Here is a 24977-nt window from a genome sequence, read left to right as displayed (position 1 = left end):
GCTAAATTTCTGCTGTCGAACCAACCCCAAGTTCGGTCGCGATTCTCTTAACAAGCCACTCAACGTCTTTTAGCATTTCAACTGCGAACAAACGCTCAGACGGTATGTAATGACCAAGATGAAGGGGATTTCCGCACATTTGCACAGATGACGTTGCTACACCTCCCCATTCTGCGTGCGCATACATTGACCCTACGTCATAGTAGGTATCGTAAACATCTTTTGCACCACACTCGATCGCTGTATCTCTTACGCTTTTCTTGTAGAAGGCGTTGACTGGCATATCGATAAACATCGCAGCCCGCCTTTCATTTGAAACGTTTTCAAGTTCTTCCACAAATAGGTAGTTAGCTGAAATTCCGATTTCATCGGCTTTCTCTGCGAGGAGACGCGCCCGACCAGCTCCATAAGATCTGTACCGTCCCACAGCTGTGTTATCTTTGATGATGTGACTAATCAGGATATTAATTTCAGCTAGCGATCGCACCAATATCGCCCCTTGAGCGTGGGACGCAGACCCCGATATTCCGGCCGATATCGCTATGTCTGTGGCATACAGGCCAAGCGCCGCCAACACCTCACGCTGTTCGTTGTAACCGGACGCCTGAAAATCCGCGGTCAGCCGACGTGCGCAACAATCGCGTATCTCGACGATTTGAGCCATTATGCGTCGCGCGCCATCCTCATAGCTGGAACTGTCGTCATCCGAACTGATGTAAATCCCGCGACATACGGAGCTTTCTCTTCCCCAATTATAGAAGAAGTCTACCCAGTCACGGTTATGGCCAGCCTCTTCCCGGTCGTGATTTAACCAACCGTTCCTCATTGATCGCGCCAAGCCAGAAATATTGGGCACCGAGTCCGGATTGAAGGCGTAAGCATCAAGATCCGCAGGATTGAGAAGGCCCGCGTTGAACGACATTCTGTCTTGGACGATCAAGTTGACTAGCATCAAAAAGGCAATATCAGTCGCCGGTCGAGAATTCTGAGGGGCTGCTTCTGCGACCGCAGCTTCAATAAGATCGTTGTCACCTTTCTCCCCCTCTCCGAGCTTCGCTCGCCAACGGTCCGCACCAGGCAGTTGATCAAGTACAGCGAGGGGCCGCAACGCCTCTCTCAATTCTTTGATTGCTAGTATTGGAGCGAAAATGGAATCGAATAGATTGATATCTAGATCGGCTAGCCGTTGATGGCTGAAACCGATCAGACCGTTTTGCTGCCGGTTGTCATGAAGAACATCCAGAACAGCTCTGAACGCCACAAAAGTCTGCGTTCGATATTTCGCTCGAGTTAGCAGGACGAGCCAGAGGTAGTCGGGAAGATGGTCGTGATACCACGAGACTGAATTGGTAGGCGCTATCTTATCTAGGGCATTCCAAGGAGATGGGATTTTTCCCTTCTCCACCTTCATTCGTGAAAGCGGTTCTCTGCGTGATTTGGCTTTACGCTTTTTCATGCCGTCTCCGGTTGGATTGAAGCCGATTCTGGAAGCCATCACATCTAAGCGGCGCTTAAAACAACTCCAACTTCCGCGAGTGGCCAACACCCGCGTTACACGGCTCGGGGGGATCCGGCATTTACGCTCAACGCCTCCTGATCGGAGAAGCGGTTTAGTTGAGTGCGGCTGATCTCCATTTCGACGGCCATGGCGGCGTGGGTCAGGCCCTAGGCCTTCATCGCCGTTCTGATCCCTTCTCCCCTTGCGGGAGAAGGTGGCCGAGCGCAGCGAGGTCGGATGAGGGGTTTCACCGGCCCTGACGATCCACGCCGAACCGACCCCTCATCCGGCCCTGCGGGCCACCTTCTCCCGCAGGGGGAGAAGGAAGGGCGATTAGCGCCCTGGTAAAGACCGTCGCCGTCATACTAACCTAAGGTTGGCGGGGAGACTGGGTTGGTCGATCAGGGCAAATATGGCCGCGACTGGGATGAGGAGGAGTTAGACCTCATCGTCGCCGACTATTTCGCCATGCTCGACGACGCCGTCTCTGGTCGCCCGCTGGTCAAGGCCCGTCACGCCAAGGCCTTGTCACAACAGATCGGCCGTACGGTCGGCTCGGTCGGTCAGAAATACGGAAACATCTCCGCCGTCCTGACCGAACTGGGCATGCCCAAGCTGAATGGTTTCGGTAGTCGGCCGAACTACCAAGAAGCCATCTTCTCCGCACTGGAACGCCATCTCGACCAGAATCCAGCCACTTGGGACATCGGGATGCCATTGCGCGACTCCCTGCGGGCCCAAGCGACCGAACAGCCGACGTATGGAAGCGGGGTGTCGGAGCCCTCGACCGCGTTTGAGCCGGCGCCCCTGCTGATGACCTCGGCCCCTCCCCTTGGCGCGGAGAGGCCCCGACGACCCGCGGGCCTGTCGCGACTGGTTCGGAAATTCGATCCGGCGGCTCGCGATCAGCGGAACCGGCAGCTTGGCTTGTTGGGCGAGGAGCGCATCTTCCACCACGAACGCGCCCATCTGATCGCCCATGATCGGGCGGATCTAGCGAAGAAGATCGAATGGACGTCGCAGGAGCGCGGAGACGGGGCCGGATACGACATTCGCAGCTTCGACCCGACGGATGGTCGTGAGCGACTGATCGAGGTGAAGGCCACGCGTGGCGGCGCATCGACGGACTTCTTCCTGACCCGAACGGAATGCGAGGTGGCGCAGGAGCGGCCTGACGCATGGCGGCTTTACCGCGTGCATAGCTTGCCCGTCCGGCCGGATTCTTCGTCCTCGCGCCACCGTTGGAAAGCGCGGTGGTGCTGACGCCGGAGGCGTGGCGGGCGTCCTTCTGACCCCTCATCCGACCTCGCTGCGCTCGGCCACCTTCTCCCGCAGGGGGAGAAGGAAGAGGTTGCAATCTTGGCGAGCGTTACGCACAATCTGGATATGGACGACTGGCTGCAATCCCGCGCCAAACAGATGCGCCGCGAGCCCGTCCATTATGAGCGGCGGCTGTGGGGACTATTGCGGGATCGGCGGCTGGCTGGGCTGAAGTTTCGGCGGCAGATGGTGATCGGGCGGTATATCGTCGACTTCGTCTGTCTGAGGCATCGGCTGATCGTCGAGGCGGACGGGCCGCAGCATGACGACCGGATCGAGGACGCCGAGCGGGACGCCTGGCTGCGCGAACAGGGGTTCCGGGTGTTGCGGTTTCCGAATGGGATGATCGGGAACCAGCGGGAAGAGGTGCTGTCGGCCATTGTGGCGGCGACGGAGGAAAGACTGACGCGAGACTAAACCTTCCTTCTCCCCTTGCGGGAGAAGGTGGCAGCCGAAGGCTGACGGATGAGGGGTTTCACCGGCCCTGACGATCCACGCCAAACCGACCCCCCATCCGGCCCTGCGGGCCACCTTCTCCCGCAAGGGGAGAAGGAAGACGCCGCTCACAACCCGTCCAGCGTCTTGTCCCAGTCCTTCGCGGACATGACCTTGCCGCAGCAGTCGATGACCATATCGACCCCGGTGCGGATGCGTCGGTCGCTTTCCGTCTCGGCGACCGGCTCCATCCCGGCCGCCTTCAGCTGGTCCTCCAGGGCGGCGACCCGACGATCCAGCGCCGCGCGCCGGTGGAGCTGGGCGTGCCGAAACTCCTGGTTCTTCTCACCCAGGGTCTGCTGCTGGTTCCAGTAGGCTTCTTTCAGCGCCAGATGGGTGTCGGCGGCGCCGGGGCGGATGGCCAATCGGTCGCTCGCCGCCAGAGGGTTCATCAGTATGTCGTACACCAGTTGCAGCGGCGCATTCTCGACCGTCATGGCCCCGTGCGCCGTCTCGCCCCGCGCCTCCAGCTTGCGATAGGTGGCGGCCAGCCCCGCCAGGGCGCGCGCCTCCAACAGCCGGCCGGCGCGCATGGCCCGGCCCGAGGCCTGGGCGGCGGCCTCGGCCAGGACGGCCGGATCCCCGCCGGCCGCGTCGTCGGATGATACGTCGAACAGGCTCGGCGGCGGGGGCGGCGGATCGACCGGCTCGGCCGGGGCGTGCAGATAGCGGGACCAGCCGTCGCGCGTGGCGCGGGCGCGCAGGGCGTGGGCGGTCACGCCGTATTTGGCCGCGACCTCTTCGGCGCCCAGGCCGGCCAGATAGTCCTGGCGCACCTTGTCCCAGACTTCGGCGGGTTGAATCTTGTATTTGCGTCTTTCCATGCCGCCAGTATGGGGCATGGAGAAACCCTGGCTGGAAAGTCGGTGATATTCGGGGTTAAGAGCCTGAAATCACACAAGTCGATATGTCAGTTCGAACCCGCCAGCGCTCCTAATTCCTCTCCCTCCCCGTTCCGGGGAGGGGGGGCGAGCCGGAGGCGAGACCGGGTGGGAACGGCAGGGCGACGCTTCACCGACCTGCCTAAATCACAACGGCAGGGCGACGCTTCACCGACCTGCCTAAATCAGATCTGTGCGGCCTTGCCTGGCCGCCCCCACCCCGTTGCTTCGCAACGCCCCTCCCCCGCAGGGGGAGGGAGAGGGCGGGGCGCTGGAGTCAATCCTCGTCCATCTTAAGCGCGGCGATGAAGGCTTCCTGCGGGATTTCGACCTTGCCGAACTGACGCATCTTCTTCTTGCCGGCCTTCTGCTTCTCCAGCAGCTTCTTCTTGCGCGTGGCGTCGCCGCCGTAGCATTTCGAGGTCACGTCCTTGCGGAGCGCACGCACCGTCTCACGGGCGATGATCTTGCCGCCGATGGCCGCCTGGATCGGGATGACGAACAGGTGGGGCGGGATCAGCTCCTTCATCTTCTCGACCATGCCCCGGCCGCGCGTCTCGGCGCGGGCGCGGTGGACCAGCATGGACAGGGCGTCCACCGGTTCGGCGTTGACCAGGATGGACATCTTCACCAGGTCGCCGACCTTGTATTCGGTGATCTCGTAGTCGAACGAGGCATAGCCCTTCGAGATCGACTTCAGCCGGTCGTAGAAGTCGAACACCACCTCGTTCAGCGGCAGCTCATAGACCACCATGGCGCGGCTGCCGACGTAGGACAGTTCGACCTGCGAGCCGCGGCGGTCCTGGCACAGCTTGATGACGCTGCCGAGGTATTCGTCGGGCGTCAGGATGGTGGCCTTGATCCAGGGCTCGGAAATGGTCTCGATCTGCATCACGTCGGGCAGGTCGGCCGGATTGTGCAGGTCGATCTCGGAGCCGTCGCGCAGGCCGATCTTGTAGACCACCGACGGGGCGGTCGCGATCAGGTCCAGGTTGAACTCGCGGCTGAGCCGTTCCTGGATGATCTCGAGGTGCAGCAGGCCCAGGAAGCCGCAGCGGAAGCCGAAGCCCAGGGCGGCGCTGGATTCCATCTCGTAGGTGAATGACGCATCATTCAGGCGCAGCTTGCCGATGGCGGCGCGCAGGTCCTCGAAATCGGCGGCGTCCACCGGGAACAGGCCGCAGAAGACCACCGACTGGACTTCCTTGAACCCCTTCAGCGGTTCGGCGGTCGGCTTTCTTTCATCGGTGATGGTGTCGCCGACGGCGGCGTGGGCCACTTCCTTGATCTGGGCGGTGATGAAGCCGACCTCGCCGGGGCCGAGCTGGTCCACGGGGGTGTTCTTGGGCAGGAAGACGCCGACGCGGTCGATCAGGTGGGTCGAGCCGTTGCGCATCATCTTGACCCGCATGCCGGTCTTCAGCACCCCGTCGAAGACGCGGACCAGGACGACGACGCCGAGGTAGGGGTCGTACCAGGCGTCGACCAGCATGGCCTTCAGCGGGGCGTCGGGGTCGCCCTTCGGCGCCGGGAGTTTGGTGACGATGGCTTCGAGGACGTCCTCGATGCCGATGCCGGACTTGGCGCTGCACAGCACGGCCTCGGAGGCGTCGATGCCGATGACGTCCTCGATCTGGGCGCGGACCCGCTCGGGCTCGGCGGCCGGCAGATCGACCTTGTTCAGGACGGGGACGATCTCGTGGTTGTTATCAATGGCCTGATAGACGTTCGCCAGGGTCTGGGCCTCGACCCCCTGCGACGCATCCACCACCAGCAGCGACCCCTCGCACGCCGCCAGGCTGCGCGACACCTCATAGGCGAAGTCCACGTGGCCCGGCGTGTCCATCAGGTTCAGGACATAGTCCTGCCCGTCCTTGGCGCGGTAGTTCAGACGCACCGTCTGCGCCTTGATCGTAATCCCCCGCTCCTTCTCGATATCCATATTGTCGAGCACCTGCTCGGACATCTCCCGCGCGGTCAGGCCGCCGGTGAACTGGATCAGTCGATCGGACAGGGTGGACTTGCCGTGGTCGATGTGCGCGACCACGCTGAAGTTCCGAATGTTCGAGATAGGGGGAGTCGTCATCCGCGCGGCCCTATCACGCGCGCGTGTCGGGGGCCAGTCGCGTGGCGTATCCGGGCGATGTCACAGCGTCACATTAAGCCTTAGCAACAAAGTGTATCGCCGTTTGAGGACGGCTCGCAGACACGGTATGGGAAGGCTCCAGATCACCGGCGCGAGCCGGCGGTCCGCTTCGCCTGCAACCGAGGAAGACCCCCCGTGTCCAAGACGACCCGAACCGCCCGCCTCTCCCTGGGCCTCAGCGCCGTCGCCCTGTCGGCCGTCCTGCTGGCCGGTTGCGGCGGGCACGGCGACGAGACGACCGAGGAAAAGGCCGCCGGCGGCTCGCGCCAGACCGTGACCGCCGCCACCGTGTCTCAGACCAGTCTCCGCCGCACCGTCACCGCCTCGGGCACCGTCTCCGCCTGGGAGGAAGTGCCGGTCGCGGCCGAGACGGGCGGCCTGACCGCCGTCGCCGTCTATGTCGATGAAGGCTCCTACGTGCGTCAGGGCCAGGCCCTGGTGCAGATGAACGACGTCCTGTTGCGCGCCCAGCTGCGCCAGCAGCAGGCCCAGGTCCAACTGGCCGAAGCCAATGTGGCGCGCGACGACGCCGCCCTGGACCGGGCGCAGCAGCTGAAGGAACGCGGCTTCCTCAGTCAGGCCTCGCTGGACACCGCTCTGGCCAACCAGCGCGCGTCGAACGCCAATCTGGCCGCCGCCCGGGCGACCCTGGCCCAGACCCAGACCCAGCTGTCCCAGGCCACCATCCGCGCGCCCGTCGCCGGCCTGGTGATCAGCCGCAGCGTGACCAAGGGCCAGATCATCGCCGCCGGAACCGAACTGTTCCGCATGGTCCGCGACGGCCGTCTGGAGCTGGACGCCCAGGTGCCCGAGACCGAACTGGCCCAGGTCCGGGCCGGCCAGTCGGCGACCGTGACATCCAGCGAGGCGGGAACGACCAGCGGCACGGTCCGGATCGTCACACCCGAGGTCAACGCCAACACCCGACTGGGCCTGGCCCGCATCTCGCTGTCGCCCGGCGCCCAGCTGCGGCCGGGCATGTTCGCCCGCGCCGACATCGACGTCGGCGACCAGCCCGCCAACACCGTACCGACGGGCGCGGTCCTGTACCGGGACAACAAGCCGGGGGTCTTCAGCCTGGCCGCCGACGGCCGGGTCCACTTCCAGCCGATCGTCATCCTGTCGCGGACCGACACCCAGACGGCTGTCACCGGCGTCAACCTGGGCGGCCGCGTCATCGTAGACGGTGCCGGCTTCCTGAACGAGGGCGACCGCGTCAACGTCGCCCAGGCCCCCGGCGGGGCCCGCCCCGCCGCCCAGCCCGCGGCCAAGTAGGACCGACCGATGAACCAGATGTCGTCCTGGGCGATCAAGAACCCGATTCCGATCATCCTGCTGTTCCTGCTGCTGACGCTCGGCGGCGTGGTCGGCTTCACGGGGATGCGGATCAATGAGAACCCCGACATTGACTTCCCGCTGGTCTCGGTCACGGCCTCCCGGCCCGGCGCGGCCCCGGCGGAAATGGAAGTTCAGGTCACGCGGCTGATCGAGGATTCCATCGCCGGCCTGTCCGGCGTGCGACACATCTATTCCAGCGTCACCGACGGCGTCTCCTCGACCAGTATCGAATTCGAGCTGGGCACGGACACCGAGCGCGCGACCAACGACGTTCGCAACGCCATGAGCGGCGTGCGCGCCAGCCTGCCTCAGGACATGCAGGAGCCGACGGTCCAGCGCGTCGACATCACCGGCGACGCCCTGATCACCTATGTGGTCCGTTCACCGACCATGACGCCGGAACAGATCAGCTGGTTCATCGACAACGAGATGAGCCGCGCCCTGCTGGCCCTCGGCGGCGTGGGCGAGGTCAACCGCTCGGGCGGGGTGGATCGCGAGATGCGGGTCGAGCTGGATCCGCAGCGGCTCGCCGCCTACGGCGTCACCGCAGCCGAAGTCAGCCAGGCCCTGAACAACGTCAACAACAACCTGCCCGGCGGTCGCGTCACCATCGCCGGGGCCGAGCGCGCCGTCCGCACCCTGGGCGCCGCCACCTCGCTCGCGCAGCTGCGCGAGACCCTGGTGCCGCTGGGCGACGGCAAGACCGTGCGTCTGGATAATCTGGGCACGGTCGAGGACAAGTGGAGCGAGCCGCGCACCCTGGCCCGCTACAACGGGCAAGAGGCCGTGACCTTCAACTTCCTGCGCTCGCGCACGGCGTCCGAGGTCAAGGTCGCCGAGAAGGTCCGCGAAGAGGTCAAAAAGATCGACGAGGCCCATCCCGAGCTGACGATCAGCCAGGTCAACGCCAGCGTCGAGGAGATCGAGGAATCCTATCTGGCCTCGCTGGAGGCCCTGCTGCTGGGCGCCGTCCTGGCGGTCATCATCGTCTTCATCTTCCTGCGCGACTGGCGCGCCACCCTGATCGCGGCGACGGCGATGCCGATGTCGCTGATCCCGACCTTCGCCATCCTGGGTCCGCTGGACCAGTCGCTGAACGTCGTGACCCTGCTGGCCCTGTCATTGACCATCGGCATCCTGGTCGACGACGCCATCGTGGAGATCGAGAACATCGTCCGCCACATGCGCGACGGCAAACCGCCCTATGACGCCTCGCTGGAGGCGGCCGACGAGATCGGCCTGGCGGTCGTGGCGACCACCGCCACCATCATCGCCGTCTTCGCTCCGGTCGGCTTCATGCCGGGCATCATCGGCCAGTTCTTCAAAGCCTTCGCCCTGGCGGCCTGCGTCTCCGTGGCCTTCTCGCTGCTGGTGGCGCGGACCCTGACGCCGCTGATGGCGGCCTTCATCCTGAAACACACCCACCACGAGGATCGCGATCCGTTCTGGATGAGCGGCTATCTGAAGGCCCTGCGCTGGTCGCTGAGCAATCGGTGGAAGGTCTTCATCATCGGCATCCTGTTCCTGGTCGGATCGATCGCGACCTCCGTCGTGGCCAAGATGTCGTTCGAGTTCATGTCGCCGGGCGACACGGCGCGCGCGTCCTTCCAGGTCGAACTGCCGCCGGGTTCGACCCTGGGCCAGACCGACGCCGTGGTGCAGCGGATCACCGGCCAGCTGGAGGCCCGCCCCGAAGTCACCTCCGTCTATGCCGCCATCGGCGGCCAGGACGTGACCCAAGCCTACATCTATGCCGACATGGTGCCCAAGGGCGACCGCGAGCTGAGCCAGCAGGCCTTTGCGCGGGTCATGGTCGACGAAATGAAGCAGATTCCCGGCGCGCGCATTCGCGCCGGCATCGCCCAGTCGGGCGGCGGTCCGGGCGACGGCACCAGCTACACCTTCTCGATCCTGAGCGACGATCCCGTCGCCCTGACAGCAGCAGCGCGCAAGGTGGAAGAAGAGATGCGCGGCGTTCCGGGTCTGGCCAACGTCGTCAACTCGGCCGCCATCGCGCGTCCGGAAATCCTGGTCACGCCCCGTCCGGACGAAGCCGCCCTGGCCGGGGTTTCGGCCAGCACCATCTCCCAGGCGGTCCGGGTCTCCACCATCGGCGACGTCGATCAAAACCTGCCCAAATACAATCTGGGCGACCGCCAGATCCCGATCCGGCTTCAGCTGACGGAAGAGGCGCGCCAGGACCTGAGCGTGCTGAAGACCCTGCGCGTTCCCGGCAACAACGGCGCCTCGGTGCCGTTGAGCGCCGTCGCCGACATCGAGTTCGGCGCCGGTCCGGCCACCGTGTCCCGCCAGGACCGGTCGCGCATCGCCTCGATCAGCGCCGAACTGGACGGGATCACCACCGGCGCGGCGGGCATCGCGGTCAACCAACTGCCCTCCGTCAAGGCCCTGCCTGCCGGCGTGCGCCAGGTGCCGGCCGGCGACACGGAGTTCATCCAGGAAATGCTGACCGGCTTCGGCGTCGCCTTCGCCTCCGGCATCCTGCTGATGTATGCGGTTCTGACCCTGCTGTTCAAAAGCTTCGCCTATCCGATCACCATCATGGCGGCCCTGCCCCTGGCCATCGGGGGCGCCTTCATCGCCCTGGCCATCGGCGGCGCCAACTTCTCCATGTCGGCCCTGATCGGGGTGCTGATGCTGATGGGGATCGCGGCCAAGAACTCCATCCTGCTGGTCGACTATGTCATCATGGCCGAGAAGGACGGGATGCCGCGTTACGAGGCCATCATGGACGCGGCGCACAAGCGCGCCCGCCCCATCCTGATGACCACCTTCGCCATGGGCGCCGGCATGGTGCCCATCGCCATGGGCATCGGGGCCGACGTCCAGTTCCGCTCGCCCATGGCCATCGCGGTGCTGGGGGGACTGATCTCCTCGACCTTCCTGTCCCTGCTCTACATCCCGGCCATCTTCACCATCGTCGACGACGTGGCCCAGTGGGCGCGGCGTATCCTGCGCCGGTCGACGGCGGGGCAGCGGGAGCTGGCCAAGCCGAGGCAAGGGCCGTTGGTGGAGTGAGGTCGATCAGCCCTTTGCGGACCGTCGTTGGGTCCGCAAAGGGTGGGAAGCGGACATTTGCCCGAGTGCTCACGGCTGAACTTTAGTTCATTTGATCGCGTCTCGCGTCCTCGTCATCGTCGCGGCGTGGATGGATGTGTGAGGATGGAAATGAAGCCGCTGCTGATTGCGACCGCCATGGCTCTTGCTATCGCTATGCCGGCGGCGTCCCAGGACTCGGTCTCCATGTCGGACAACACGGAGATGGCTGCGATCCTGGCCGCCGATCAGGCCGTCCGTCAGGACTTTGCGGCCATTCTGGCTGGTGGTCGAGAAAACGCGGTGCGCCTGCACGCTGAGGACGCCGTCCGTCGGGCGCAGGTCAAGGCCCTGCTGGACGCCGGAGCCCTGCGCACCGCAGCGGACTTCTATGCCGCCGCCTTAGTCTATCAGCACGGTGATACGGCACAGGACTACCTCATGGCCCACACCCTCGCCGTGGCCGCCTTGGGTGAAGGTTCGACCGAGTCGCCTTGGCTCGCGGCGGCAACCCTGGACCGATACCTTCAGAAAATCGGGCAGCCCCAGATATACGGCACCCAGACCCTGGTGCGCCGGGGAGAGCGGCCGACCCGCGAACCCTTCGACCACGCGCTCATTCCCGACAGCATTAGGAAGGTTCTGAACGTCTCGACCCGCGCCGCCGAGGAGGCCCGTCACGCGGCTGAAACTTCCGCTGATCAGCCCGCCACGCCGCAGTAGATGCCAGGGCCTGCGGCGACTGGTTGGCGCGAGCATGAAAGACGGTGTGTAGGCCCGGGGGTGGAATGCGGTCATCGGCTTAGTGCCGATAGCCGAGTTGCGAGGCACAAGCCGCAAGCGGACTTCGCAGGCGTCGCCTTTGGGTCGATTTCGGTCCTGGTCTTCGAGGCCGAAAGCGGACGTTGGCCTCCAGGCCGGAAAGCGGTCGCGGTCGATGTCAGCTAGGGGTGGTTAGTGGACTTACAGTTACATGCTCGGCATTAGGTCTGGTGACCGTTTTTACGCGCGATGCCGACGAGGAGAAATCATGTTTCAGTTCGTCCTGATGGCATCTCTCGAGATCGCCGGCCACCTCACCCAGCCTGCGGTTGATCGGCGTTTCTCTGCCATCAAAGGGCTGCCTTCCTGGTTGCGGGCGCCAGCCATCACTCTGGTCATTGCAATTTGGCTCACGGCAGTACTTGGGGGGAGTTTGCTCGTGGCGGCTGTGGTGACGATCTTCGTCACAATTCTGCAGGCGATTCTGCAGGCGATGTTCTGACGTTGCAACTTCCTCAAAGGGTCGAAAGCCGACTGAGACCAGACGTTCCCGCCCTCCCGCATCACCCAAGAAAAAGGGCCGACCGGTTTCCCGGTCGGCCCTTCGTCGTTCCCCCCCTTTGAGCCTTACGGCCTGGGCGGCTGGACGATCAGTATTTGACCTTCAGCGTCACGCCACAGGTGCGCGGGGCGCCGAGGCCGTTAATACTCAGAGGCTAAAAGCAGAATGCCGGCGCTTTCGCGCCGGCATTCCCCCTTGCTCGCTCGAAGATCAGGCCCACTCAGAAGGAGTAGCGGGCTCCAAGCACGGCGCGACGAGGCGAGACCCAGGAATTGGCTTCCTGGTAATCGTACACACCGCTACCGGCGAGACGCGACTCGACACCGGTCGCCGATTGCTTGTTGAACAGGTTGAACACGTCCAGGAACAGTTCGGTTTTACCGAACGGCATGTCGACGGTGTAAGTCGCCTTCACATCCATTGTCCAATAGGATGGCGCAGTTTCGGATCCGATATAGCCTGGCAGATACCACGTATCGGTCACACCACCGAACTCATAAGGGTCAGCCGTCGGAGCAAAGTAGCGTCCGCCCACGGGCTGGGCTGGCGTATAAAGATAGCCCGAATTCCAGTTGAACACGCCAGCGAGTTCCAGGCCCCAGTCGAACTCATAACCAGCATAAGCCTTGAACTGGTGTTCGATGTTTCCGGGCTGCGGCCCAGAGGCGTTGGGTGCGCGGGGATCCAGGAAGATGAGGTCGCCCTGGTAATCGGCGTTCGAGTCGGAGTTCGTGTTCCCGTCAGCGTCGTTGTACGTGTACGATATCTGGCCAAACCAATTGTCTGTCTTGTACTTCGTCAGTGTCAGTTCCAGACCCGTGTAGTTCCGCTCGCCACCCGGCAGGGTGCCAATGACGTAGTTCGAATTCGGCGCACTGTCGTAGCCAAAGTACGAATACGGCAGGTAGAAGAACGAACCAGGGTAGGCGTAACCATTCACGCCGCAGTCCTCAGCGGTGCAACTCGGATCCGAGTAGAGCGCCAGATCAAAGTCTTCCATGATGTCGCGCGTCTGACGCCGCGTGACCGTCGCCGAGAAGCCGATATCCGACCTGAAGGTGGTCGAATAGCCGATCAGGAACTCGTCGGTGTACGGCGTCTTCGTGTTCGGAGAGAACAGTGCGTCCGGAGTGGACGCACCACCGCGAGTACGGAAGGTGACCCATTCGCCAGCGACGTTGATCTGCTCTTCATCGACCGGCCCAGTCAAACCGCCCGCAAAGTCTGTCATATTGTTGCGGACAGGGTCGTAATAGCGCCCAGCATAGCCGAAGACCTTACTGCGACCATCGCCGAAGAGGTCATAAACCACCGACAAGCGCGGGGCGATCTCCCAATCGAAGTTGGCGATCTCCTCGCCGTTGGAGTCGAAGTGCGTCCACTTCTCGGCGCGAGCGCCGGCGTTTACGGTCAGCTTGTCCAAGGTCCAGGTGTCTTGCAAATAGACGCTCTGTCCTTCGCTCTTCACCTCATAGGCGCCCGTCGCCACGCGGTTCACACGATATAGCGCGACATTGCCATAGGGACTGTCGGCGGTGTTCGTGAAGGTCAGCGCGTTGACTTCGGCTGACGTGACCACGCCGTCGCGGTTGGTATCCACGGCGGCGAGCGCCGTGGCGTTGGCCGTGATGCCCGTGATCAGCCGGGTCATGTCGCCCGCCACGATCGGACGCGCAGTCCAGGCCGGGGCGCTGCTGACCGCCGTCGCGAAGGTCGTGCCCGAATATTGCGCCGCCAGTGAGGTGTAACGATCCGGGTTGGGCACCGAGCTGTCGATCATCGTCGAGTTTTCGGTGAAGGTGTAGCCCGCCTTAAATGTGTGCGTGCCGAAGCCTGTCTCTAGGAAGTATTCGGCGTTGAGGCCGTACTCGTCCCGATCGCGGTTCCGGATCGTGTCCCCGCCCGCGCCGCCGAGAGAGCGTTGCGCCAAGGTCGAGCCCGCTGCCGAAGCATAGATCACGTTTTCGGTGATCGAGGTGTCGGCGGCGTAGTCCGAAATCTCGCCCTCGTGGCGGAACCAGTAGGCGTTGACCGTCAGATCGTCGAACACGCCTGTATAGTCGATCTTGTAGTTGTCACCACCCTGAACACGGCGCGTGTCGCGGTTGTTCAACACCGTGGCCGACGACGAACCGGTCGTCTCATATGGGTCATTGAAGAAGCTAGCGGACAGGCGGTTTTCCTCGTTGACTTGCCACGTCAACTTTCCAAACGAATATTCGGAATCCTGCTCGACTGTACGGCGTACTTCGCCGGTGGTCGGATCCAGCACTTCGTCTTCGCGATTTTTCTTCTGATAAGAACCGAAGAACCACAGGCGATCTTTCAGGATCGGCCCGCCAAGAGTTACTGCGGCGTCATAGGTAGAGAAGCCGCCGGAGTTGTTGTGGTAATCCTCCTGCACGAGGGTATCGTTCTGGAAGTAGTAGTTCGCGGAGCCGTGCCACTCGTTTGATCCCGACTTGGTAATGACCCGTGAGATCAGACCTGAACCACCCGCGTATTCCGCCGGTATGGCGCCCACCAGAACCTGCTGTTCCTGGATGATTTCCGAGTTGAAGTTGGCGCCGAAAGTACCCGAGACAGGATCCGTCACATCCACGCCGTCGAGATAATACAGGTTGTCGGTCGAACTGCCGACGGCCCCGCCAACGTCCGAATAGTTCACGCCGGAACGTGAAGACGGATTGTTGCCGGGCTTGGTGCCAGGAACCAGTTGCAGATAGCTCTGATAGCTGCGGCCTGTGGGCAGGGATTCCACCGTCTCCAGCGTCAGGATCGTAGAGACTGTCGCGGAGGTCGTATCGATCGCGGCCAGAGACGTGCCAGTGACGACGATATCGCCCAGGTCCGTTGCACCGCTGCGATCAGCGAGGCTGTAACCGACTGACAGGTCGCGGCCGCTGACGATGGCAACATTGCTCGCGCTGAAGTTGCTGTAATTCGGCGCGTCAACCGATACCGTATAGTTGGTCGCAGGGTCTAGCCCGGTGACGCGGACACGCCCCTCAGCGTCCGTGACCGCAGTACGGCTGACGAGGCTGCTCGGCGAACTCACCACAACCGTCGCCCCCGCGATCGGTTGATTGTCCGAGCCGGTGACTGCGATACGCAGCCCGCCGGTCTGAGACTGAGCAAGCGCTGTCGTCGGCGCGAGAACGACCGGCATGACGGCCAGAGCCGCAAGGGCGACCCCTCCCGCCATGGTTCCGGTCAGCAGGCGCTCACGAATGGTACGAACTCTCAAAATCCCCATCCTTCATAGTGGCGGTCGATCACGCTCTGGCGACGACCACACGTTTGTCCGCGCCCCCAGTGCACGCGGATGGGGGACGTTATCCCCATACCGATGATTTTCTAGACCACATTACATTCCAGCAATGTAATCATCGCTCACATGTCGTAATGAAGCCACATATTCGACATTTTCGAAAAAACAGTAATATTTTGGAAACTTTCGAAATCGAGAAATTTTTCACTCTCGCGACCCCACTCAAGAGAGTGAATGGCCCAACAATTTCTGTAAAAGGATAAACTATCTCCTCCCGCGCCAATCCGCCAAAATCTTAAGAAAAAGAAAAAGGGCCGACCGGTTGCCCGGTCGGCCCTTCGTCGTTCCCCCCTTGGAGCCTTACGGCCCGGGCGGCTGGACGATCAGTATTTGACCTTCAGCGTCACGCCCCAGGTGCGCGGGGCGCCGAGGTAGGCGTTGTAGGTCGCCGTGTCGGTGGCGATATTATAATAGGTGCCGTCGGCTTGCGGCGTGGTCGTGTTGGTGAAGGCCGTGCCCTGAAGCGGGGCGGCGAAACCGACCTGGGTGTATTCCTCTTCCAGCAGGTTCTGGGCCCAGATATCGACCGTCCAGCGTTCGTCTTCGGCGCCGATGGAGATGCGGCCGTTGACGACGGTGAAGGCTTCCTGGTCCTTGTACGGCAGCAGGTCCGAGCCGGTGTTGTAGTCGGTCGAATATTTAGCCGACAGGTTGAAGCCGCCGCGCAGGCCGCCGCCCAGCGAGCGGTCGAAGGCCAGGGCGCCGGTCAGCGACCATTCCGGAGCGAACGAGGCGCGGGCGCCCGGCAGCAGGGACAGGGCCGGGAAGCGCGCCGGGTTGGACAGGTCGTTGGCGCCGAAGTCGCCGTATTTGGCGTCGGTGTAGGTAACGCCGCCCTGGAACATCAGGCCCTCGATCGGGGTGAACCAGACCATGTCGGCGTCGACGCCGCGCGAGGTCAGTTCGGGGATCGACTCCACCACGAAGGCGGTCCCGAGGAAGGTGTTCAGTTGGAAGTTCTCGAACTTCTGGTCGAAGTAGGTGAGGTTCAGCAGCATCGAGCGATTGAACAGGGTCGTCTTCACCCCGATCTCGTAGCTATCCACCGTCTCGGCGTCGAAGAACAGCGAGGCGTCAGGCGTCACGCCCGTCTGCACGCGGTCCATGTTGTAGCCGGCGCCCTTGTAGCCCCGCGCATAGGAGGCATAGGCCATGACGGCGTCGTTGAACCGGTACGAGCCCTTGAACGTGCCGCTGATGTCGGTGTCGCTGAACTTCTCTTGGATCCGGCGATTGTCGTAGAGCGGGTTCGACCAGGGCAGGCAGAGCAGGCCAAGGGCGGCCGCCGGGGTCGCCGTCGTGCCGGGCAGGCGGTTGGCCGGATTCTGGTTGGCCAGGGCGCCGCCGCAGGCCGCGCCATTGGTCCCCAGATTATCCTGCACGCCGAGCAGGCGCTTGCTGTCGTAGGTGTAGCGCAGGCCCAGGTTCAGGTCGAAGGCCTCGGTCACCCGCCAGGTGTTGTTGGTGAACAGGGCCACCGACTCCGACCGCTGGGAATAGTGGTCCTCATAGGCCTTGCCCGTGGCGAACAGGGGCGCCGAGGCGCTGGGCGCCGTCAGGCCCAAGGTGCAGAGCGGCTGCCCCAGCAGGGCGCCGCTGGTCCCGACGGCGTAGCCTTGCGGATTGGTGAAACAGCCGGTGCGAGTCGCGCTGGGGCCGCCGAAGGTCGCCGGCACCGTCGCCGTCAGCAGGAAGGAGACGAAGCCGTTGTAGTCCGCGCCGTAAGAATAGGAGTCGTCGCGATAGACGCCTTCCTTGGTGGCGAACAGGCCGACCAGCCAGTCGAACTTGTCCGTCGTGCCCGCCAGGCGGAATTCCTGGGTCAGGTTGTCGACGCCGTAGCCGTTCGACCCGTCGTTCTCACGATGCTGGATATCGGCCCCGGTGTAGTCCAGATCCATCCCTTGCTGGAACGACCAGTCACGCCACGAGGTCTGCGACGTCAGGGTGGCGTTGATGCTGGGGAAGTCGATGGTGGCTTCCGCCGACAGGCCCATGTCCTCGATCTCTTGAGGCGTCTCGCGGTTCGAATAGGCGGTGCGGCTGAAGGGCACCGTGCCGTAACCGGCGACCGGGGGCGTCTGGCCGGGGCCGTTCGGCGCGGTCAGGGCGGCGATGAAGGCCTGGGTCGGGCCGACCCGGGTCTGGACCGCCGAGCAGCAGTATTCGTCGCGCTTGGTGTAGTCGGCGATCAGGCGGATCGACACCTCGTCGCTGGGCAGGATCAGCAGCTGGCCGCGACCGGTCCAGTAGTCCTGGGTGTTGTCTTCGGTCAGGGTGCGCGGACCGTCGCCGACGTTGACGTCATAGAAGCCGTCACGCTCGCGGTGCGCCACGAAGATGCGGCCGGCGATCATGTCGCTGAGCGGGCCGGTCGCCGAGACCGAGCCGCCAATGGCGCCGAAGTTGCCGGCGGTCAGTTCCGCCGAAACCGACGGATCGAACGACGGGCGTTCGGTGATGATGTTGATGACGCCTGCCGAGGTGTTCTTGCCGAACAGGGTGCCCTGCGGCCCCTTCAGGACCTCGATACGGCTCAGTTCGCCCAGGTCGCCGAAGCCGACCGAGTTGCGCGAGCGATAGACGCCGTCGATCACGACGCCGACCGAGGATTCCAGACCGGGGTTGTCGCCCACGGTGCCGGCGCCGCGGATGCGGACCGTGGTCGAGGCTTCCGACTGGGTCGAGGTGACGGTCATGCCCGGCGTCAGGATCTGCAGATCCTTGATGTCCTGCACCCCGGCGCCGTCCAGCACCTCCTGCGACAGAGTCGTGACCACGATCGGCACGTCCTGCAGGCTCTGTTCGCGCTTCTGGGCGGTGACGATGATGTCGTCCACGCTGGTGGGCGCATCCTGGGCGGCGGCGATGCCGGCGAAGCCGAACACGGCGGCGCCGACGACGGCGGCGGACACGGTGGTCCGAAGATAGCGGTTAGTGTGGCGCATGAAGCGTCCTCCCGGCTCTGAAGCCCGGTCACGCGGAGCGCGACCGCAGCGTTTCCTAGTTCCCATTCGGCCCGCCTCTACGTGGAGACGCGCTCAATATGGCGGAGGCTAAGCCCGCTTCGGCCCGGGGTACAAGCGAGCGTTGTTCGCCGCGACGATTTTTCGCCGCAGTTCACCCCTGCTGTGACAAGGAAGCGACATAAAATGCTGACGTTGCGTCAGTTTTGACCCGATTTCGAGCCGATCGGCTCAATCTCCGGCTTGAGAGCGGCCGGGTCGGTCACGCGGCGCCGGCCTGCCAATCCCAGCACCAGGGCCGCCGCCACGGCCGACAAGATCGAGCCGCCGATGACGCCCAGCTTGACCTCGACCTGTTCGGGCGAGTCGACCGCGCCGGGGAAGGCCAGGACGCCGATGAACAGGCTCATGGTGAAGCCCACCCCGCACAGCAGCGACACGCCATAGACCTGCAGCCAGGTCGCGTCAGTCGGCCGGGCGCCGATCCGCAACGCCGAGGCCAGCCAGGCCATGCCCAGCACGCCGATCTGCTTGCCGAAGAACAGGCCCAGGGCGATGGCGATGACCAGGGGCGCGAAGGCCTGGTCCATCGTCAGGCCGGCGAAGGAGACCCCCGCCTTGGCGAAGGCGAACAGCGGAAGGACCAGGAAGGCGTTCCACGGATGCAGGTCGTGCATCGCCTCCTTCAGCGGGCTCTGGCGATCTTCCTTGCGCGCCGCGATCGGCACGATCATGGCGAAGGCCACGGCGGTCAGCGAGGTGCTCAGCCCCGACAGGACCGTCAGATACCAGACCGCCGCAAAGCCCAGCACCCAGAAGGGCGTCGGAATGCGGATCCGGTGCGCGACCACTCCCCCTAGAGCGATCAGGCCCAGGGCCCAGAACAGCGGCGCCCAGTTGGCGCCCTCGCTGAACAGGACGGCGATCAGGGCGATGGCGCCCAGGTCGTCGACGATGGCCAGGGTGAGCAGGAAGACCCGCAGCGACGACGGCAGGCCCTTGCCGACGAAGCCGAAGATGGCCAGGGCGAAGGCGATGTCGGTAGCCAGCGGAATGGGCCAGCCCGCATGGGGCGCCCCCATGGTCGCCGACAGCGCCAGATAGACGGCGGCCGGCCCGGCCATGCCGCCGATGGCCGCCAGCACCGGCGTCGCCAGCTTGCGCGGATCGCTGAGCTCGCCGCGCACGATCTCGTATTTGATCTCCAACCCCACGACGAGGAAGAAGATCGCCATCAGACCTTCCTTGATCCAGTCGGAGATCGACTCCTCCAGCCGGATCGGACCGATCTGAAGCACATGATAGCTCTTCAGCCAGGTGAAATAGTCCGCCGACCAGGGCGAGTTGGCCACCAGCACCGCCGCGATGGCCGCCAGGGCCAGGGCCGAGCCGGACGCGGCCTCGGTCTTGAGGAAGTCGAGAGTCAGTTTGCGCGCCACGGCGGCCTCCGATCGAAAGGATGAGCTGTCGTGACGCCAGGTTATCGACGGGCGTCGGACCGGATTCGCCGCTTCATCGTGTGAAGACGGCGCCGGCCTGGCCGCAAGCGCGACCTGATGTCTGCCGACAAGAATACGGCATGGGCCGAGAGGTTCAACAGAAACCGTCACCATAGGCGACTTGCGAAACAGATGCGGCGGTCGCACCTAGCCCCCATGCTCCCCTCCCCCGCCTACCGCCCCGAACCGCGCGTCTTCGATCTGGGTCCCGATTTCGCCGACGCCGTACAGGCGGCCGATTTCCCGCAGGCCGTGCTCAGGTTCCGCAACGACCGCGCCGCCGCCGAGGTGGGGCTGGAGGGGCTGGACGACGCCGAATGGATCGCCGCCTTCGGCCGGTTCGCCCCCCTGCCCGGACAACCCGGCCCCCTGGCCATGCGCTATCACGGGCACCAGTTCCGCCAGTACAATCCGGACCTGGGCGACGGACGCGGATTTCTGGCCGCGCAGATGCGCGACGCCTCCGGCCGGTTGTTGGATTTAGGCACCAAGGGTTCGGGCACGACGCCCTGGTCGCGCGGCGGCGACGGGCGGCTGACGCTGAAGGGCGGGATGCGCGAGGTGCTGGCGGCCGCGATGCTGGAGGCCCAGGGCGTGCCGACCAGCCGGGCCTTTTCCCTGATCGAGACCGGCGAGGCGCTGGAACGCGGCGACGAGCCGTCGCCGACCCGTTCGGCCGTGCTGGTGCGCCTGTCCCACTCCCATATCCGCTTCGGCACCTTCCAGCGCGCGGCCTATCTGGGCCGCGTGGATCAGATCGAGGCGCTGATCGAACACGTCCGCACCCTGTATCATCCGACGGTCGCCGCCGGGGACGCGCCCGGCCTGCTGCGCGCCGTCGTCGAGGCCTCGGCGAAACTGACCGCGCGCTGGATCGCGGCCGGCTTCGTCCATGGGGTGCTGAACACCGATAATCTGAACGTCACGGGCGAGAGTTTCGACTATGGCCCCTGGCGGTTCCTGCCCTTCTATGATCCCGGCTTCACCGCCGCCTATTTCGACCAGACGGGCCTCTACGCCTTCGCGCGCCAGCCCGAGGCGGTGTTTTGGAACCTGACGCAACTGGCCGGCTGTCTGAAGCTGGTGGCGGAGGTCGAGCCCCTGACGGACGCCCTGAACAGTTTCGGCCCCGCCTATATCCGCGAACTGCGCGCGGCCTTCCTGATGCGGCTGGGCGTGTTGAGCCTGGGCGAGGCGGCGGACCAGCGGCTGGTGGATGCGACCCTGGCCCTGCTGCGGGAAGGCGGCGAGGCCCTGCGCTGGGAGCCGGTCTTCTTCGACTGGTTCGGGGGCTTCGCCTCGTCCGCCCGCGCCCTGTCAGGGCCGCGCGCGAAACTGTACCAGGGCGAGGCCTTCGACGCCTTCCGCTTCGCCCTGCTGGAGCATGAGCCCGACCGGATCGAACGTCTGGAGCACCCGATGTTCGCCGCCCGCGAGCCCGAGGAGATGCGGATCGACGAGGTCGAGACGATCTGGGCCGCCATAGACGCCGACGACGACTGGGCGCCCTTCTACGCCAAGCTGGCCCGTCTGGAAGCCGCCCGCACGGCCTGGGGCTTCACCGCCTGAGCCGAATCTTACGAAAGCTTCATCTCGTTTATCGATAATTTTCTTGCCCGTTTATCGATAAATCCATATCGATAGTCATGAAGGCGTCGCGGAGGGCGACCCGATTGGAGTGACGAAAAATGAAAATGATCGGTAAGCGATCCATCGCCAGCGCAGTGCGTCTGGTCTTGGGTTTTGGAAACATCTTCGTGATGATCGGCGCCATCGCGGTCGGGGGCGCCTTGGTCGTCAGCCTGATCTTTCCAAGCTTCGGCGCAGGCCTGATGGACGGGTTAAAAGGCGTAGACGTCGATTCCCATACCAATTTCGAAATGACGGGCAGGCTGACCTTGCTGGGCGCCTTCCTGGCCTGCGGCTTCACCTGGTGGATCATCAACCGGCTGCGGCGCATCCTGTTGTCGGTCAATCAGGGCGACGCCTTCGAGTTCGCTAACGTCAAACGGCTTCAGGCCGTGGGCTTCGGCCTGATTGGAATCCAGTTGACCGCCTTGCTGCTGGTCTTCGTCGCGCCTCAAGCCATCGGCCAGTCGCCGTCCGACTATGACTTCGACCTGGGGTCCTGGCTGGGCATCCTCGTGGTCTTCATCCTGGCCGAGGTCTTCCGCCAGGGCTCGGCCATGCGCGACGAACATCTGACCACGGTCTGAGGGGCGCGCCATGATCATGATCCAACTGGACCGGCTGCTGCTCGAACGCCGCATGTCCCTGACCGAACTGTCCGACCGCGTCGGACTGACCCTGGCCAATCTGTCGATCCTGAAGACCGGCAAGGCCCGCGCCGTCCGCTTCTCGACCCTGGACGCCCTGTGCCGCGAGCTGGATTGCCAGCCCGGCGACCTGATCGTCCAGACGCCGGGCCCCCAGCCTGAAGAGACCTGACCGGACGAACCCTGATCGGTCGAAATATCGTCCGAACCCGTTGCAGGGGCGGCGCGAATCGGGCCACTCGCGCCGCCCCTGAAACACAAAGTCATCAACTGATGTCATCGATTGATGTCATCGTCTGATGACAAATATCGAAAGGGCCTCTACATCCCCCCTTGCGAACGGAGACGCTCAATCCGATATCGCAACTGTTACCAATCAGGTCCCTCCCCAATGACCACAACACATCTCCCCGTCGCCCAGGCCGCAGCCGCGCCGCCTACAAGAACATCACCCTGTGGACGCTGCAGGGCTGGATCGCGATGTTCTTCATCGCCGCCGGCTACGCCAAGCTGACCGAGCCGATGACCAACCTCATCACCCTGATGGGCTGGCCCGCCGTCGCGCCCGAGAACATGGTGCGCGGCCTGGGCATGGTCGAACTGGTGCTGGCGCTGGGCGTCCTGGCGCCGCTGATCTCGTGGCGCGTCGGACGGCCCCTGCTGCTGACCTCGGCCGCCGGTCTGATCGTGCTGGAATCGACCATGCTGATCATCCACGCCCTCAGCCAGGACATCGGCCTGGCCGTGGTCAACCTCATTCTGCTGGGCTTCACCCTCCCGGTTCTGCTGGGTCGCCGCACGGCCTGAACCGCATTTAGAGATCGATCGCCGGGCCCTCTCCCCCCTCCTGTCCCGGTGTGTCGCGCCCGGAGCCTTCTCCCCCCAGGCTCCGGGCTTTTCTTTGCCTGCCGCCCGCCTCAGCGAAAGCTTACCCTTACGCGCACGTAAAGCCTTTCCTTTACGCGCACGTAAAGTTATGATGTCGCCATGGCCACCGCCGACGACCACCGCACCTATTCCATCCGCCAGCTGTGCCGCGAGTTCGACGCCACGGCCCGCGCCCTCAGATTCTATGAGGACAAGGGTCTGCTGACGCCGGCCCGCAAGGGACAGACGCGCGTCTATGATTCGCGCGACCGCGCGCGGCTGAAACTGATCCTGAGAGGCCGCCGCATCGGCTTCACCCTGCAGGAAATCCAGGAGATGCTGGACCTGTATGACCGCAAGGATCACAACGTCCACCAGATGGCGGTGGCCCTGCGTCGCCACCGCGCCCAGATCGCAGCGTTGAAACAGCAGCTGGAAGACATCGAGGGCGCGATCCAGACGGCGGAGGACGCCTGCGCCTGGATGGAGTCCAAGCTGGGCGAACACCGACCGGACCTGCTGCCCGGCGCCGAAGACTATGAGAAGTTGCTGCGCGCACGCCTCAACCACGACCATCACCCCTTCAAAGCGAGAGCCTGACCCATGGCCTATAAGTCGCCCGTCCGCGATTTCACCTTCATCCTGAATGAAGTGCTGGAGATCGACCGCTACACCAACCAGCCCGGCTTCCAGGACGTCTCGTCCGACCTGGTCAACCAGATCCTGGAAGAGGGCGGCAAGTTCGCCGACGAGGTCATCGCTCCGATCAACAATCCGGGCGACAAGGAAGGCTGTCACTGGTCCGAAGGCGGCGTCGTCACCGGGCCCAAGGGCTGGAAGGAAGCCTATAAGGCCATGTCGGACGCCGGCTGGATGGCGCTGGCCGCCGACCCGGCCTACGGCGGCCAGGGCATGCCCAGCATCGTCGCCTCCGCCTTCGGCCAGATGACAGCCGGCGCCTCGGCGGCCTTCTCCATGTATCCCGGCCTGACCGCCTCGGCCTACGCCGGCATCCACGCCAGCGCCTCGGACGAGATCAAGGCCAAATACCTGCCCAAGATGGTCTCGGGCGAATGGTCGGGCACCATGAACCTGACCGAGCCCCAGTGCGGCACGGACCTGGGCATGGTCCGCACCAAGGCCGTGCGCAATGACGACGGCAGCTTCTCGATCACCGGCCAGAAGATCTGGATCTCGGCGGGCGAGCACGACTTCTCGGACAACATCATCCACACCGTCCTGGCCCGTATCGAAGGCGCGGTTCCGGGCATCAAGGGCCTGTCCCTGTTCGTCGTGCCCAAATACCTGGTCAACGAGGACGGCTCGCTGGGCGAGCGCAACACCCTCGAATGCGCCGGCCTGGAGCACAAGATGGGCATCCACGGCAACGCCACCGCCGTGATGCAATATGACGGCGCCAAGGGCTGGCTGCTGGGCGAAGAAGGCCGTGGCATGAACAACATGTTCGTGGTCATGAACGAGGCCCGCCTGGGCACCGGCCTGCAAGGCCTGGCCATCGGCACCGCCGCCTATCAGGCCGCCGCCGAGTTCGCCAAGGACCGCCTGCAGGGCCGCAGCCTGACCGGACCCAAGAACCCCGAAGGTCCGGCCGATCCGATCATCGTCCACCCCGACGTGCGCCGCATGCTGCTGGAGGCCAAGGCCTTCGTCGAAGGCGGTCAGGCCTTCATCCTGTGGACCGCGCTGCACGCCGATCTGGAGAAGTCGGAAGACGAGGCCGTGGCGACCAAGGCCAAGGACTACATGGGCCTGCTGACGCCCGTGCTGAAGGCCTATCTGACCGACAAGGGCTTCCACGTGGCCTCGCTGGCGATGCAGGTCCACGGCGGTTCGGGCTATACCGAACACTTCCCGGCCAGCCAGTATCTGCGTGATGCGCGCATCACCATGATCTACGAGGGCACGAACGGCATCCAGGCGCTGGACTTGGTCGGCCGCAAGCTGCCCGCCAACGGCGG

The 24977-nt window shown here is 64.2% G+C and carries 18 protein-coding genes; 12 read left to right on the top strand and 6 right to left on the bottom strand.

Annotated features, from left to right (window positions below; translation table 11 throughout):
• Nucleotide 1: 1 nt before the first annotated feature.
• Entirely contained in the window at nt 2–1456 is a 1455-nt protein-coding gene (locus tag Q7J26_RS10575; RefSeq protein WP_304936412.1) for a DUF5677 domain-containing protein, read from the bottom strand.
• Between the two features lie 435 nt (nt 1457–1891).
• Here Q7J26_RS10575 and Q7J26_RS10570 point away from each other — a divergent pair, with 435 nt between their 5' ends.
• Together Q7J26_RS10570 and Q7J26_RS10565 are read left to right on the top strand one after the other, a co-directional pair.
• The gene (locus Q7J26_RS10570; protein ID WP_304936411.1) at nt 1892–2761 is read left to right on the top strand and encodes a DUF3883 domain-containing protein; all 870 of its coding nucleotides are present in this window, start codon (nt 1892–1894) and stop codon (nt 2759–2761) included.
• A 96-nt stretch (nt 2762–2857) separates the two neighbouring features.
• On the top strand, nt 2858–3235 hold the full coding sequence (locus Q7J26_RS10565) for an endonuclease domain-containing protein (RefSeq protein WP_370651934.1): 378 nt from the start codon (nt 2858–2860) through the stop codon (nt 3233–3235).
• A gap of 146 nt (nt 3236–3381) precedes the next feature.
• Here Q7J26_RS10565 and Q7J26_RS10560 read toward each other — a convergent pair whose 3' ends face one another.
• Both Q7J26_RS10560 and lepA read right to left on the bottom strand, forming a co-directional pair.
• Nucleotides 3382–4155, bottom strand: coding sequence for a hypothetical protein (locus Q7J26_RS10560; protein ID WP_304936410.1), 774 nt, complete (start codon nt 4153–4155; stop codon nt 3382–3384).
• A 316-nt stretch (nt 4156–4471) separates the two neighbouring features.
• Complete coding sequence (gene lepA / locus Q7J26_RS10555; protein WP_304936409.1) at nt 4472–6280, bottom strand: translation elongation factor 4; 1809 nt, start codon at nt 6278–6280, stop codon at nt 4472–4474.
• 195 nt (nt 6281–6475) lie between these two features.
• Between lepA and Q7J26_RS10550 the strand changes: the two genes are divergently transcribed.
• The 4 genes from Q7J26_RS10550 to Q7J26_RS10535 all read left to right on the top strand — a co-directional run bounded on the left by Q7J26_RS10550 (nt 6476) and on the right by Q7J26_RS10535 (nt 11999).
• Nucleotides 6476–7615, top strand: a complete 1140-nt coding sequence (locus tag Q7J26_RS10550) for an efflux RND transporter periplasmic adaptor subunit (protein WP_304936408.1) — start codon at nt 6476–6478, stop codon at nt 7613–7615.
• A 9-nt stretch (nt 7616–7624) separates the two neighbouring features.
• Complete coding sequence (locus Q7J26_RS10545; protein ID WP_304936407.1) at nt 7625–10717, top strand: efflux RND transporter permease subunit; 3093 nt, start codon at nt 7625–7627, stop codon at nt 10715–10717.
• A 144-nt stretch (nt 10718–10861) separates the two neighbouring features.
• The gene (locus Q7J26_RS10540; RefSeq protein WP_304936406.1) at nt 10862–11458 is read left to right on the top strand and encodes a hypothetical protein; all 597 of its coding nucleotides are present in this window, start codon (nt 10862–10864) and stop codon (nt 11456–11458) included.
• 307 nt (nt 11459–11765) lie between these two features.
• The gene (locus Q7J26_RS10535; RefSeq protein ID WP_304936405.1) at nt 11766–11999 is read left to right on the top strand and encodes a hypothetical protein; all 234 of its coding nucleotides are present in this window, start codon (nt 11766–11768) and stop codon (nt 11997–11999) included.
• A 280-nt stretch (nt 12000–12279) separates the two neighbouring features.
• On the opposite strand, the gene Q7J26_RS10530 is transcribed toward Q7J26_RS10535, so the two are convergent.
• From Q7J26_RS10530 to nhaA, 3 genes are all read right to left on the bottom strand, one after another.
• Nucleotides 12280–15315: a TonB-dependent receptor gene (locus tag Q7J26_RS10530; protein WP_304936404.1), complete on the bottom strand. Its 3036-nt coding sequence runs from the start codon at nt 15313–15315 to the stop codon at nt 12280–12282.
• A gap of 398 nt (nt 15316–15713) precedes the next feature.
• Nucleotides 15714–18338: a TonB-dependent receptor gene (locus Q7J26_RS10525; RefSeq protein ID WP_304936403.1), complete on the bottom strand. Its 2625-nt coding sequence runs from the start codon at nt 18336–18338 to the stop codon at nt 15714–15716.
• A gap of 218 nt (nt 18339–18556) precedes the next feature.
• On the bottom strand, nt 18557–19795 hold the full coding sequence (gene nhaA, locus Q7J26_RS10520) for a Na+/H+ antiporter NhaA (RefSeq protein WP_304936402.1): 1239 nt from the start codon (nt 19793–19795) through the stop codon (nt 18557–18559).
• Nucleotides 19796–20011: 216 nt separating this feature from the next.
• Here nhaA and Q7J26_RS10515 point away from each other — a divergent pair, with 216 nt between their 5' ends.
• The 6 genes from Q7J26_RS10515 to Q7J26_RS10490 all read left to right on the top strand — a co-directional run.
• The gene (locus Q7J26_RS10515; RefSeq protein WP_304936401.1) at nt 20012–21424 is read left to right on the top strand and encodes a protein adenylyltransferase SelO; all 1413 of its coding nucleotides are present in this window, start codon (nt 20012–20014) and stop codon (nt 21422–21424) included.
• 119 nt (nt 21425–21543) lie between these two features.
• A complete protein-coding gene (locus Q7J26_RS10510; protein ID WP_304936400.1) occupies nt 21544–22071 on the top strand; it encodes a DUF2975 domain-containing protein in 528 nt (175 codons plus the stop codon).
• Nucleotides 22072–22081: 10 nt separating this feature from the next.
• On the top strand, nt 22082–22303 hold the full coding sequence (locus tag Q7J26_RS10505) for a helix-turn-helix transcriptional regulator (RefSeq protein WP_304936399.1): 222 nt from the start codon (nt 22082–22084) through the stop codon (nt 22301–22303).
• Between the two features lie 308 nt (nt 22304–22611).
• Entirely contained in the window at nt 22612–22938 is a 327-nt protein-coding gene (locus tag Q7J26_RS10500) for a DoxX family protein (RefSeq protein ID WP_304936398.1), read from the top strand.
• A gap of 180 nt (nt 22939–23118) precedes the next feature.
• A complete protein-coding gene (locus Q7J26_RS10495; RefSeq protein ID WP_008261152.1) occupies nt 23119–23598 on the top strand; it encodes a MerR family DNA-binding transcriptional regulator in 480 nt (159 codons plus the stop codon).
• Nucleotides 23599–23601: 3 nt separating this feature from the next.
• Nucleotides 23602–24977 (top strand): acyl-CoA dehydrogenase family protein (locus tag Q7J26_RS10490; protein ID WP_304936397.1); only part of this gene is annotated, 1376 nt, incomplete at its 3' end.

Source organism: Brevundimonas sp. (assembly GCF_030656255.1).
Lineage (GTDB): Bacteria > Pseudomonadota > Alphaproteobacteria > Caulobacterales > Caulobacteraceae > Brevundimonas.
Note: the sequence above shows the minus strand (reverse complement) of the source record. Positions and strands in the feature narration are given on the sequence as shown.

Coding starts and splice junctions, on each gene's coding strand:
- Q7J26_RS10500 (WP_304936398.1), top strand. CDS start 22,612: ATGTTCTTCATCGCCGCCGGCTACGCCAAGCTGACCGAGCCGATGACC.
- Q7J26_RS10530 (WP_304936404.1), bottom strand. CDS start 15,315: ATGGGGATTTTGAGAGTTCGTACCATTCGTGAGCGCCTGCTGACCGGA.
- Q7J26_RS10515 (WP_304936401.1), top strand. CDS start 20,012: ATGCTCCCCTCCCCCGCCTACCGCCCCGAACCGCGCGTCTTCGATCTG.
- Q7J26_RS10505 (WP_304936399.1), top strand. CDS start 22,082: ATGATCATGATCCAACTGGACCGGCTGCTGCTCGAACGCCGCATGTCC.
- Q7J26_RS10525 (WP_304936403.1), bottom strand. CDS start 18,338: ATGCGCCACACTAACCGCTATCTTCGGACCACCGTGTCCGCCGCCGTC.
- Q7J26_RS10510 (WP_304936400.1), top strand. CDS start 21,544: ATGAAAATGATCGGTAAGCGATCCATCGCCAGCGCAGTGCGTCTGGTC.
- Q7J26_RS10540 (WP_304936406.1), top strand. CDS start 10,862: ATGGAAATGAAGCCGCTGCTGATTGCGACCGCCATGGCTCTTGCTATC.
- Q7J26_RS10545 (WP_304936407.1), top strand. CDS start 7,625: ATGAACCAGATGTCGTCCTGGGCGATCAAGAACCCGATTCCGATCATC.
- Q7J26_RS10575 (WP_304936412.1), bottom strand. CDS start 1,456: ATGAAAAAGCGTAAAGCCAAATCACGCAGAGAACCGCTTTCACGAATG.
- Q7J26_RS10560 (WP_304936410.1), bottom strand. CDS start 4,155: ATGCCCCATACTGGCGGCATGGAAAGACGCAAATACAAGATTCAACCC.
- Q7J26_RS10535 (WP_304936405.1), top strand. CDS start 11,766: ATGTTTCAGTTCGTCCTGATGGCATCTCTCGAGATCGCCGGCCACCTC.
- lepA (WP_304936409.1), bottom strand. CDS start 6,280: ATGACGACTCCCCCTATCTCGAACATTCGGAACTTCAGCGTGGTCGCG.
- Q7J26_RS10495 (WP_008261152.1), top strand. CDS start 23,119: ATGGCCACCGCCGACGACCACCGCACCTATTCCATCCGCCAGCTGTGC.